Here is a 12,707-nt window from a genome sequence, read left to right as displayed (position 1 = left end):
CTCCTACGTCGAAATGACAAACTATGCGTAAATCTTTGGCTATATTTTTATTTCTTCTTTCAATAATTTCTTCATTGCTAAAACGCCTCCAGCAATACTTTTCACATTTTTAAATTGATGTTTTTGAAGTACCTCAACTGCCATTTTACTTCTGATTCCGGATTGACAGAAAACATAGATCATTTGGTTTTTGTCCAATTTTTCGATTTCATTTTCCAAAAGCATTAATGGAATCTGAACTTGATTTTTTAAACTGATTTTTGGCAATTCATCAGTGTTTCTAACATCTAAAAACAAAACGGAATCATTGTTTATTTCCTCTAAAACGGAACCAAAACTTATTTCTGCAACATCAGATTTATTATACTTTTCTTCGAATGATTCTTTGCTTATTGACTGAATATCACTTCTGTCAAAACCATATTTTTGTTGTTCGTTGTTCAAAATATTGTAAACCAATATTTTTCCATTCAAAACTTCTCCAATTCCGAGAATCATTTTTAAAACTTCATTTGCTTGAAGCATACCGATAATTCCAACTGAAATTCCAATTACTCCCGCATCTTCACAATTCAAAGCATTATTATTTTCATCGGGATACAAACATCTGTATGTTGGTCCTTTTTGATAATTAAAAACGGAAACTTGTCCCTGAAATCTAAAAATAGATCCATAAACCATTGGTTTATTAACGACAAGACACGCATCGTTTATTAAATATTTTATTGCAATATTATCTGTTGCATCAACAATAATATCATATTTTTCAAATAATGAAATAGCATTTTTTCCTGACAACTTTTCAGAAACTGCATTTACTTTTACTTCAGAATTCAATTCAGAAATCATCAATTTGGCTTCTTCTGCTTTTGATTTTCCAACTGCTGAAGTTTTATAAATAACTTGTCGATGCAGATTTGAAATTTCAATTGTATCATCATCTACAATCCCAATTTCACCCACTCCAGCGGAAGCCAAATACGGCAAAATTGCTGCGCCCAAACCACCGGCACCAACAACCAAAACTTTAGATTTCAGCAATTTGTACTGACCTTCGTCTCCAATTTCTGGAAGAATTATTTGTCTGTTATATCGGTTTGATGTATTCATTTTTTATCCTCCCGCAAATGGCGGCAATAAAGCGACAACATCGCTTGTCTGTAATGTAAAATCTGTTGTTTTTGAAACTATTTTTTGGTTTACGGCAACACTGAAAGTCAGTGCTTCGAACTCATATTTTTCGTTTAAGTCCTGCAATAATTTTTGCAGTGATACTTCAGAAAAAGATAACTTTTCGAATTCACATTTTGTCTTTTCGGCTACAGCTCCAAAATATTTAACTTCAATCATTATTATAAATTTAAATTCTGAAAAATGAATTCATCATCAAAATGTTCCTGAAAATACGAAATCCAGCTTGAAGTATTTCGTACTACTTCGCCAATCACAATAATTGCAGGCGATGATATGTTTTTTTCAGATACCAATTTAGTAATTGTATCAATAGTTCCAATTACTTTTTGCTCTGAATTTTTCGTTCCGTTTTGAATAATCGCAATTGGCAGATTGTCATTTCTATTTTCTTGATAAATAGAAATGATTTCGTCCAGTTTATGCATTCCCATTAAAATAACTACCGTTGCAGCTGATTTTGAAGCTAACTGAACATCTTTTGATAGTTTGTGATCTGAAGTTGTTCCAGTAATTACCCAAAAACTTTCGGCAACTTTTCGTTGTGTCAAACTAATTCCTACTGAAGCAGGAACACCTAAAGCTGATGAAATTCCTGGTACAATTGCGGTTTCGATTTCAAATCGCTCTGCAAATTCAATTTCTTCACTTCCACGCCCAAAAATAAAAGGATCGCCGCCTTTTAAACGAACAACATGTCCGTGTTTTTTTGCCATTGAAACAATCAAATCATTAATCTGATCTTGTGTGTAAGCATGACAACCCAATCGTTTTCCAACAAAAACTATTTCGGCATTCGATGCATATTCCAATAATTCTTCGTTAACCAAAGCATCATACAAAACAACATCGGCACTTTTTAAAGCTTTAATAGCTTTCATCGTAATCAATTCAACGTCGCCAGGACCTGCGCCTACAATCGTTAATTTTGGTGTTTTTAAGCTTTGCATACTCTTTAACTTAAATTGATATTCAGATCATTTAATTCGTCTGCCGAATTAATATTGGTTAAATGAAAGTTTTCGCTTTCTTCTATATTTACAATTTGATGCGGCACTTTCGCAAGTAAATCCATCATTTTTAATTCATTAGAATCAACAGCCTCTTTAATTATTGAAAGAACTTTTTTTGAATAAATTCCAATTAATGGATGTATTCGGCTTTCTGAAGCAAAAACAGTAATTCCAGCTTCTTCTGTATGTTTTGAAATTAATTCTTGTAATAATTCAGTTGAAATTAACGGAATATCGCAGCTTAAAATCAAATTAAACTCAGTTTCAGAATGTGATAATGCAGTGTAAATTCCACCTAACGGCCCTTTCTCTGCAATAACATCAGGTATTTTTTGGTACGGCAGATAATCATATTCTTTTGAAGCCGTAATCAATTTTATCTGATCTGTAATGGGTAAAATAGCCCGAATTATATGTTCAATAAATGGTTTTTCCTGAAACAGCACTAATCCTTTTTCAGACTGCATTCTGGAGCTTTTTCCGCCGCAAAGAATAAATACTGTTGGTGTTTCCATGATTAATTTTGTTTCAGGTTTTTCCTTGTTTCACGTTTCAGGTTGTTTTACCGCAAAGAGCGCTAAGAATTTTTATTCATTATTGTCTTTAAAATTAAGTTCGCAAAGCTGAAAATTTACAAAGTCCCAATGGTTGAAATCATTGCTTGTGTTTCCAGCATTCTTTATATCAGTATTTTAAAAGGTTTCAAACTTTAGCTGTATGTTTTTATTTATACAGCGATCTTTATCTTTATTACTCAAAAATCTTTTTTCTATGCTCTTTTCTATTTTGTGATTCTAAGAATCTAAAATTAATCTATCGGTAATAACGTAACCAATTGTCCTTTTTTATATTCTTCAATACCTTCGGGAACAATTAATAAACTGTTAGCAACAGCAAATGTGTTAAGCATTGCAGAACTTTGACTGTCTAAAACTTCAACATGTGTTTCGTTGTATTTTGCCTTTAAAAACAATGTTTTCCCTGTATTGTTTTTAAGATCTGAGTTTAATTTCCGAATTACTTTTGTTTTGTGAATCTCCAAAAATCCAATTCTGCTTTTTATTGCCGGAACAACATAAATGTAAAAATTAGTCAGTGATGAAGCTGGATTTCCAGGTAAAGCAAAAACTAAAGTTTCATTTTTAGAACCGAAAAACATTGGTTTTCCCGGTTTTTGATTGATTTTATAGAACAGTTCTTTTACATCATTCTGCAACAATGCTTCTTTTACAAAATCATAATCTCCAACTGAAATTCCGCCAGAAATTAAAACTATATCGTACTTTTTTAAAATACTTTTTAATGCTTTTTTCGTAGCTTTTAAATTATCTTTTACGCTGTAAACTTTCGTTTTTTTAATTCCGATAGTTTCAAGAGCAGCTTGAAGCATAACAGAATTACTTTCGTAAATTTTTCCTTTTTTCAGTTTTTCGCCGGGTTTTACTAATTCGTTACCTGTTACTAAAATAGCGACTTTAGGTTTCTTGTGTACTTTAATTTCTGTGATTCCTAAACTGGCTAAAAAACCAATTGCGGCTGGAGTCATTAAAGTCCCTGCTTCAAAAACAATATCATCTTTAGCAATCTGCTCTCCTTTTGGGCGAATATTTGCACTTTTTGCGGGCATTGCAGCTATAAGTATCGAATTTTTATTTGCAATTACATGCTCTTGCATTACAACAGTATCAGCAGCATCAGGTACAAATGCGCCTGTAAATATTCTAACGGCTTCATTTGCATTCAATTTTAAATTTGAATGATCTCCTGCTTGAGATGTACTTACTATATCATATTGATGTTTTATACTGTGAATAAAAGCATATCCATCCATAGCCGATTGACGAAACGGAGGCATATGAATTGGAGAAATAACTTTCTCTGCCAAAACATAACCTAATGCTTTACTTACGGCTATTTGCTGTGCAGGCATTTTGGCACTGTTTGCTTCAATTATTGTTAATGCTTCTTCAACTTTTATCATAAAATGCTATCCTTTATAAGCAAAAAAATACTTATTACAAATATAAGTATTTTTACTTAGTTAAAATCATTAGTACCTATTTTTTTTGAATATAAATTTAGGGTAATTCTTTTGAATACTCTCAGAAAAAATCTAACAGCATTTTTTATGGCAGAAAATCTTGTTTTATTTATTTCTAAAATTACCTTTTGGCAGATAATACAACCATGCAAAACCAATTAAAAATAGGATTGCTGATGCTATGAATGCAGGAATCAATATTTCTTTATTATTGTCTAATGCATTATTTAATGAGGCGTACAAAAGCCAAATTTGAATGCTGACATTTAATATTAAAATAAAAATAAGTGTCGAAAGTATATTATTCAGCTTATTAGGGTTTGAGCGATTCTGGCTGCGTCTAAAAGTACTCATACTTATAAAATTAAATTATACAAATTAGCTTTCTTTTTTTTCGATGTAGGCTTTTACAAAAACGGCATTCTCTTTAAATACGACTTCTAATTGCGGTAAAGCTCTTGGCGGCGGTCCGGCAATTACATCTCCAGTTTTAGCATCAAATGATCCTTCATGGCAAGGGCAATGTATAATTCCTGTTCCCGGCTTATAAAATACTGAACAGGATAAATGTGTACATTTTTGCTCGTAAGCTTTAAATTCGCCGCTTTCTAAGTGTATTAAAATATATGGAATTGTACTTCCTTCTAATACAAATCCTCTTGTTCCGCCCACGGGAACATCTTCTTTATTGCAAATAAAATGTTCGCCTTGCACTTCTTCTTTTGGCAGTAAAAATGCTTTTGCGGTTACAAACCCGCTTCCAACCATTAATCCGCCAGAAACAAAAGTCAGGAATTTAGCGAAATCGCGTCGGCTGACTTGAGTTGATTCCTGTTTTTTTATGGGAAAATCCTTTTTCCAGTTTTGATTTAAATTATCTTCTTTTGACATGACTCGGATTTAATAAATTCTTAATTCATTACTGCCTTTCGGCATCATAATATTGACTTTTGTAGTAACTCTTTCTTGTCCAAAAATAAAATTATTGATTGGTGTACTATTTGGTCTCATTTCTTCGATTTGTTCTCTTGTTCCGTAAAATAATGCTCCACTTGGGCAAACTGTTGCACACATTGGTTTTTTTCCAACGCTGGTACGGTCATAGCACATCGTACATTTCATCATTAAATCGTATTCTTCCATTTTTTTAGGTACTCCAAACGGACAAGCCATTACGCAGTTCGAACAACCTATACATCTTTCCGTACTTGCTGTATGAACTACGCCAAATTCATCTTGTGAAATCGCATCAGCTGGGCATACATTAGCACAAACTGGATCTTCGCAATGCATACAAACTTGTACAGTAGTTTGGATTGTCGAGGAACGTTCTACATAATTAACACTGATCAGAGATTCCTGTCCGTTTGTTTCGCATTCTGCACAAGCCATTTCACAGGCTTTACATCCAATACAGCGTTGCAGATCTACAAAAAACTCTTCGTTTCTATTAAAATTGGTTAAATTCATAAGTCTTCTTTTATAGATTAAACACTTGCAAAAGCATCAGAACCAGCAGAGGGTGGTGCAATTTCGCCAAGCGGATTTAATGAACAGGCACAAACTTTAAATTCTGGCATTTTAGAAATAGGATCTAAAGTTCCAATTGTTAATTGATTAGCCGATTTAATTCCCGGCCAGTGATATGGTATAAATACAGTATCTTTTCGGATTGTTTCAACTATGTTTGCAGGAAAAACGCCTTCTCCTCTTCGGGTTAAAACTTTTACCAATTCACGTTGCTTAATACCATATTTCAGAGCCAGCTCAGGATGAATTTCTAACAACGGTTCAGGAAACTGATCTACCAGCTTACCAATTCGGCGGGTTTGTGTTCCGCTCAAATATTGAGAAACCACACGACCTGTAGTTAGTGTTATTGGAAATTCTTCATCAGTAACTTCTCCTGGAAGTTTATATGGAGCCGGATTAAAATGAGCTCTTTTATCTGGAGTTGCAAACACTTTGTCTTCCCACAATCTAGGTGTTCCGGGATGATCATCTGTTGGACAAGGCCAGAAAACGCCCATATTATCTTCTATTTTTTTATACGATATTCCGAAATAATTTGCTGTTCCGCCATTAGATGCAACACGTAATTCATTAAATATAGCTTCACTATTTTCGTAAGTAAACTTATCTTCTACTCCCAATCTTTTTGCTAATTCTAAAAATATTGAAGTATCTGTTCTAGCCTCTCCAGGAGGTGTCACAGCTTGACGAATTCGGATAACTCTTCCTTCTGCCGATGTTGTTGTTCCTTCTTCTTCTTCTTGCAATGATCCAGCCAGAACAATATCGGCATGACGAGCGGTTTCATTTAAAAAGAAATCAATACAAACATAAAACTCTAATTTTTCAAGTGCTTCTCGTACGTAATTATTATTAGGCAATGATACCAGCGGATTAAAGCAAATAGAAAGTAACCCTTTTATTTCTCCTCTGTGTATAGCATCAATAATTTCATAAGCCGATAAACCTTTTCCGGGCATATCTTTTTCGTCGATTCCCCAAACTTGTGATATGTATTTACGATGTTCTGGGTTTTCAATGTCTCTATTTCCAGGTAATTGATCACATTTATGACCATGCTCTCGTCCTCCCTGTCCATTTCCTTGTCCAGTAATTGTTGCATATCCGCAGTAAGGTCTTCCTAATCTTCCTGTTGCCAAAACTAAATTGATACAGCCTACTACATTATCAACACCTTTAGAGTGTTGCTCTATCCCGCGTGCGTGAAGTAAAAAGCTCGTTTTTGCTTTCCCCCATAACTCAGCAGCAGCTTTTATCTTTTCTTTGTCAATTCCAGTAACTTCTTCCGCCCATTCTAAAGTATAATCTTTTACTGCATCAATTGTTTCTTGAAATCCTGAAGTATGATTATCAATAAAGTCGTGATCTAACATATCATGATCTACCAGATACTTTAGCATCGCTCCATATAAAGCAGAATCTGTTCCGGGCTTTACATCTAAATGAATCTCTGCAGTCCTTGCTAACGGAATCATTCTTGGATCGATTACAATTAACTTAGCGCCGCGATCACGAGCTTTCCAAATCCAGTGGGTTAAAGTTGGAAATGTTTCACTGATATTTGCACCAGCAACAATAATTACTTCTGCATATTCAAGATCAGAATAATTATTTGAGCCTCGATCTAAACCAAAGGCTTTTTTATTTCCTGCTCCTGCACTTACCATACAAAGTCTTCCGTTGTAATCTAAGTTTTTTGTTTTTAGGGCTACACGAGCAAACTTACCTACTAAATAACTTTTTTCATTTGAGAGTGATACGCCAGATAACATTGAAAAAGCATCTTTACCATACTTTTCCTGAATTCTTTTAATTTCAGATACGGTTTTATCCATTGCTTCATCCCAAGTCGCCTTTTCAAAACCTTTTCCTTCTACTCTTTTCAAAGGATGTAATAAACGATCCGGGTGATTATTTTGTAAATAGCGTTGTACTCCTTTTGGACATAAACGCCCTTCGTTGAAAGGAAATTCCATCCAAGGTTCGAAGCCAACTACTTGATTATCTTTTACAGATAATTGAATACCACATTGCATGCCGCAAAAGCAGCAATGTGTTTTTACCAATTTATCTGGTTCGTCTCTACCTTCATAACCATCTTTAGGCGCATAATTTAAATGCGGACCGAACTCTTCAATAATTTTTTCAGTTGATACAGGTAATTTTGCCATTGTCTTTTTTTGTTTGTTTTGTTTCAGGTTTCAAGCTTCAGGTTTAACGTTCTTTGCGGAACTTGAAACCTGAAGCTTGAAACTTGAAACTATATTCTTTATCCAAATAAGCTTCCTCCGCTTTCTATTCTGGCTTTTAAATGTGCTTGTGCTAATCGTGATCTTTTTCCTTCTGGACTTAAATCCAAGTGAGAAGTTCCATCTTCATGTGTAAAATCAAAACCCAATTGTTTGGTTACAATTTTTAAATCATTGATATGAAGTTTTGTTGCAAATTCTTCTCCAGTATGCGGGCAAACTGCCATTCCTTGTTTGATTCCTTCTTTTTTATAAATATGAGCTCCAATTTGTGCGGGACGCTGAATGATATGAAAGAATTTTCCAAACGGAATCCATATTAAAAACATGATTACGGTTACGGCATGAATTACGGCTAAGAAATCATATGCAAATCCTTTCATGAATTGATACGAATACGTTAAACATAAACCTGTAACTGATATTGCAATTAATAAAATCAACGGCAATAAATCTCCTTCAAAGGTTTGAGTTGCAATTAATCCCGGATTTGTTAATCTTCGTCTTAAATAATATACAGACCCGATTATTACAAGCCATGAAGACCAGTTTAGGGCATGAAAAATTAAAAAGGCAAGAAAAGATCCTATTTCGAAATCCATCATTTTAAATCCGAAGAAATGCGCTTCGTAAATGGAAATAGAATTAGGTGCCAATGAAAAATGTATCCATCCAAATGTCAACGGAATTGTAATTGCAAAAGCAGACAAGCAGCCTAATGCGATACAGAAATGGGCAAACCAGCGCCATTTACTTCTTGGATAAATAAACTTTTGAACAACAATATTTTGTACTGATTCTTTTCCTAAAAACCACAAATGCGAAAATATTTTTCCTGTAAAAAGAAATTTGATACTTCTTTTAAAATACATCCATGTTGGCGGACGCTGCAGCCAAACGGTATATCGATAAACGATTCCGAAGAAAGCAAATACGGTTCCGAATAAGTAAGTAATTAATGCTGCATCGAAATTCTGCAATTGTCTGGAACCATAAAACACAAGTACGATAGTGAGTATTGAAACCAGCGAAGCAACAAGCAGGGCTTTGGTATTAAATGTTTTATCTTTCATCCTTAATTTTAATTTTAATGATTACTTATTAACTTGGTTTCTCGCATCCTTTACGATTGTAGAACCACCAATTGATACCTGTAGCTAATATAGTGAAAATAGCAACACCAATAAAGAATTGATCTACAGTACCATTAGCTGAAAGATTATTTCCTATTAGTTTTGAGAAAATAAACGGTCCAAATGCAGCAATTGCAGCTGTCCAACCAATTACTCCAGCTGCCTGACGTTGATTTTCGGCAAAAATAATAGGGTATTGTCTGAACGTACCTGCGTTTCCAATTCCTGTAAAAAAGAACATTGCTAAAATTACGGTTACAAAAAGAGGAAACTGCTCCATACTTGTTGGCGCCACTAATCCTTCTGTAACTAAAATAATTGATCCTGCCAAAATTCCTAAACCAGTAATTGTAGTAAGTATAGCCCCACCTACTTTATCGGCTACAAAGCCAAAAGCAATACGGCTTGCAGAACCAATAAGCGGCCCATAAAAAGCATAAACTAATGGATCTGGTGCGTTTGGAAAATCACCATACAAAAATTTAATCATCAAAGGAAAAGCAGCAGATAAACCTGCAAATGTTCCAAAAGTCATAATGTAAGTAATGGTACAATACCAAGTATGTTTATTAGAAAAAATATCTAACTGCTCTTTAATTGATGCTTTCATTGGAATACTCTTTAAGTAAAACCAACTTATAATAGATAATAATATTAGGAACGGAGCGTACCAAAATGCAGCCGATTGTAAATAAATTTCGGTGTTTTTGACTGCTGTATTTTTAGGACTGATATCATTTAGTATTTTCTCGGCCATCTTTGGATTTGCATTTGCAATAGCCTTAGCTTTTGCTTTTAAAGGCAACGCCGTAAAAAGAGCCACTTTATCATCTGATTGGATCGATGCACTTACTGAATCAGTGACTGTTTTCTTTACGTTAGTCAATATTCTAGCTTGTACGTCTGGATCTAAAGCAGAAAAAACCTCTTTTTGTTTTTCAATACTAGCATTCTGAAAAACAACGATTGCTTCTTTATGATCAATACTTGTAAATACTGATGCAGCACCAAAAATACTGACACTTATAATAAGCGGTGTAACAAATTGCGCTACTGAAACACCAAAATTCCCAATTCCAGCCTGAATCCCAAGAGCTGTTCCTTTAAGTCTTTTAGGAAAAAACAAACTCGTACTAGGCATGTAAGAGGAGAAATCTCCACCTCCAAAACCTGTAGTAAAAGCTAAAAGTGCAAATACCCAAAACGGTGTATTTACATCCATCACAGCAAAACCAATTCCGATTACAGGAATCAATTTAATAAGTGTAGCAAACGAGACTATATGTCTTGTTCCAAAAATGGGTAATATAAAAGTATGTATAATTCTTAAAAATCCTGCTGCAAGCCCAGGAATTGCAGTCAGCCAAAAAAGTTGATCCTTAGTAAATCGAAATCCCAATCCTGGTAATTTTACGGCAATAACACTCATCATAAACCATGATGCGAATGATAATACTAAAGTGATCGTTGTTATTGTTAACGTTCTCCAAGCGATTTTACTTCCGGTAGAATTCCAAAATACTTCATCTTCTGGATCCCATTTATCTAACCAAGTTTTCATATATCTATTATTAAGTTATTTAAAATTTTAATGATTACTTTCAATTTCTCTGGTGAAATCTGGAAGTTTAGATCGAGTTGCATTAATAATTGTTCGATGCATCCAAAGAAGACAAAGCACAGAAACTATAAAAATGAAAATCCATGAACTAGTCCAAAGTCCTGTATAATTAAGAAGATAACCAAAGATTATTGGGCCGGCAAAACCACCAAGTCCACCAATTAAACCAACCATTCCTCCCACTACTCCAACTTCATTTGGAAAATATTCTGGAATATGTTTATAAACAGCAGCCTTACCAATTCCCCAAGAAATTCCAATTAGAATTACTAAAACCACATATACCCAAAGATTAGCACTAAACTTAATTTGTGTAACTCCTTGCGCTAATAATTCTTTCTTTTTGACTTCTTGATTTTGTTTGACAAGGATTTCCTGCCAAGAATTTTTTACAGGAAAAATGGCAGCTTCATCATCATTTTGAACTTGTTTGGTATGTATGTTATGTACTTTTCCATCTACTACTACTTTATCTGCAGTAATTTCTGTAACTGTACCGTTATTCATCGCCATAACTCCGGGTCCTGCGGTAAAAATTTCCATTTTTGGAAACATCAATAAAAAACTAATTACTATCGATGATCCTAATACCCAATACATTACTTTTCTAGCTCCAAACTTGTCTGATAAGTAACCTCCAAAAGCTCTAATAACTCCAGATGGCAGACTAAACATAGTAGCAAACATCCCTCCCATTACTAAAGTGGTATGGTACACATTCATGAAATTTGGAAGCAGCCATTGTGAATACGCCACAAAAAAACCGAACACTAAAAAGTAATACGCTCCAAAACGCCAAACTCGAACATTTTTAAGAGGCGACATCAATTGCCCCATTGTTTTTGAAACTCCCTTATTGACTTTATTTTTTGCAAAAACAATAAAAAGTATCCCAATTACAACAAGTGTTACAGCATAAATAACTGGGAGTGTTTTCCACCCGTTTATGGGATCATTTTCTGATAAATTATTTAGCAAAGTGGGTGCAATAAAAGTAGTAATTGCTGCTCCGGCATTTCCCATTCCAAAAATTCCTAAAGCACGTCCCTGCCACTCTTTTGGATACCAGATTGAAGTATATCCTATCCCAACCGCAAAGCTTGTTCCTACTAATCCGAAAAGAAAACTTAATACTGCAAAACTCCAAAATGACGTTGCAAATGGCAATAAAAATAAAGGGATTGAGCACAATAAAAGTAATGTTGAAAATATAATTTTTCCTCCGTATTTGTCTGTCAAAATACCTATAGGTAATCGAAAAACAGAACCTGAAAGTATAGGAATTCCCAATAGCCACCCAGTCTCGACAACTGTAAAATTAAATATCCCTTTATCAACTAGATAAGTTACCAAAACGCCATTTAATGTCCAACAGGCAAAGCAAATGGTAAAAGCAAGTGTATTTAAAAATAAAATTCGGTGGGATTGAGACAGATTACTCATATAATAATTATTAAAATATTAGTGAACTATTATCAGTACTTAATATGACAACAAAATTAAAACAGTTAACCTCTGCAAAAAATGACATATGTCATATTAAAGATAATCTTGTCTTTAATATGACATAAATCGAATATAGATAAATTACATTTTTTAGCAGCAACAGCAACACCTTCATTAGAACTGAAATTCCACCTTAATTACAGTAGAAATAAATGTTCTTATTCCCTATTCATCTATCTTTCAACAATCTAAAATTAATAAAAAATATCAAACTATATATGAGTTAACAGTAATTAATTTGTTAAATCATCTTCCTAATAATTATACTCTCACATTTTTTTTATAAAAGCGCTGCACTCAAAATCACTTTATTACTAGTTAGTTAAAATTAAAAAGCCCGCCGATTTTACAAATAAAAATTAAAAATGACAGAGAGTTTTGTCAAAATTTGTTCTTTTTCTAATTTTTTTTTAAATATTC

12 protein-coding genes are annotated in these 12,707 nt (G+C 33.7%); all 12 read right to left on the bottom strand.

The window, feature by feature from the left end:
• Positions 1 to 39: 39 nt before the first annotated feature.
• Positions 40 to 1,110, bottom strand: a complete 1,071-nt coding sequence (gene moeB, locus B0A75_RS02615; RefSeq protein WP_089052742.1) for a HesA/MoeB/ThiF family protein — start codon at positions 1,108 to 1,110, stop codon at positions 40 to 42.
• A gap of 3 nt (positions 1,111 to 1,113) precedes the next feature.
• On the bottom strand, positions 1,114 to 1,350 hold the full coding sequence (locus tag B0A75_RS02610) for a MoaD/ThiS family protein (RefSeq protein WP_089052741.1): 237 nt from the start codon (positions 1,348 to 1,350) through the stop codon (positions 1,114 to 1,116).
• Between the two features lie 2 nt (positions 1,351 to 1,352).
• The gene (gene cobA / locus B0A75_RS02605; protein ID WP_089052740.1) at positions 1,353 to 2,141 is read right to left on the bottom strand and encodes a uroporphyrinogen-III C-methyltransferase; all 789 of its coding nucleotides are present in this window, start codon (positions 2,139 to 2,141) and stop codon (positions 1,353 to 1,355) included.
• Between the two features lie 5 nt (positions 2,142 to 2,146).
• Positions 2,147 to 2,719 carry a molybdenum cofactor guanylyltransferase gene (locus tag B0A75_RS02600; RefSeq protein ID WP_089052739.1) on the bottom strand — a complete coding sequence of 191 codons (573 nt, stop codon included), beginning with the start codon at positions 2,717 to 2,719 and terminating at the stop codon, positions 2,147 to 2,149.
• A gap of 293 nt (positions 2,720 to 3,012) precedes the next feature.
• Positions 3,013 to 4,185: a molybdopterin molybdotransferase MoeA gene (locus B0A75_RS02595; RefSeq protein ID WP_089052738.1), complete on the bottom strand. Its 1,173-nt coding sequence runs from the start codon at positions 4,183 to 4,185 to the stop codon at positions 3,013 to 3,015.
• A gap of 165 nt (positions 4,186 to 4,350) precedes the next feature.
• Positions 4,351 to 4,599: a DUF6755 family protein gene (locus tag B0A75_RS02590; protein ID WP_089052737.1), complete on the bottom strand. Its 249-nt coding sequence runs from the start codon at positions 4,597 to 4,599 to the stop codon at positions 4,351 to 4,353.
• Positions 4,600 to 4,623: 24 nt separating this feature from the next.
• Complete coding sequence (locus B0A75_RS02585; protein WP_089052736.1) at positions 4,624 to 5,136, bottom strand: Rieske (2Fe-2S) protein; 513 nt, start codon at positions 5,134 to 5,136, stop codon at positions 4,624 to 4,626.
• Positions 5,137 to 5,145: 9 nt separating this feature from the next.
• Positions 5,146 to 5,715 (bottom strand): 4Fe-4S dicluster domain-containing protein, encoded by a 570-nt coding sequence (locus tag B0A75_RS02580; RefSeq protein ID WP_089052735.1) that lies wholly within the window; start codon positions 5,713 to 5,715, stop codon positions 5,146 to 5,148.
• 17 nt (positions 5,716 to 5,732) lie between these two features.
• Entirely contained in the window at positions 5,733 to 7,949 is a 2,217-nt protein-coding gene (locus B0A75_RS02575; RefSeq protein ID WP_089052734.1) for a molybdopterin oxidoreductase family protein, read from the bottom strand.
• Positions 7,950 to 8,047: 98 nt separating this feature from the next.
• On the bottom strand, positions 8,048 to 9,100 hold the full coding sequence (locus B0A75_RS02570; RefSeq protein WP_089052733.1) for an MFS transporter: 1,053 nt from the start codon (positions 9,098 to 9,100) through the stop codon (positions 8,048 to 8,050).
• A gap of 28 nt (positions 9,101 to 9,128) precedes the next feature.
• The gene (locus B0A75_RS02565) at positions 9,129 to 10,721 is read right to left on the bottom strand and encodes a magnesium transporter MgtE N-terminal domain-containing protein (RefSeq protein WP_089052732.1); all 1,593 of its coding nucleotides are present in this window, start codon (positions 10,719 to 10,721) and stop codon (positions 9,129 to 9,131) included.
• Between the two features lie 27 nt (positions 10,722 to 10,748).
• The gene (locus B0A75_RS02560; protein WP_089052731.1) at positions 10,749 to 12,224 is read right to left on the bottom strand and encodes an MFS transporter; all 1,476 of its coding nucleotides are present in this window, start codon (positions 12,222 to 12,224) and stop codon (positions 10,749 to 10,751) included.
• Between the last annotated feature and the right edge of the window lie 483 nt (positions 12,225 to 12,707).

It is taken from the genome of Flavobacterium oncorhynchi, assembly GCF_002217355.1.
Taxonomy (GTDB): Bacteria; Bacteroidota; Bacteroidia; order Flavobacteriales; family Flavobacteriaceae; genus Flavobacterium; species Flavobacterium oncorhynchi.
Note: the sequence above shows the minus strand (reverse complement) of the source record. Positions and strands in the feature narration are given on the sequence as shown.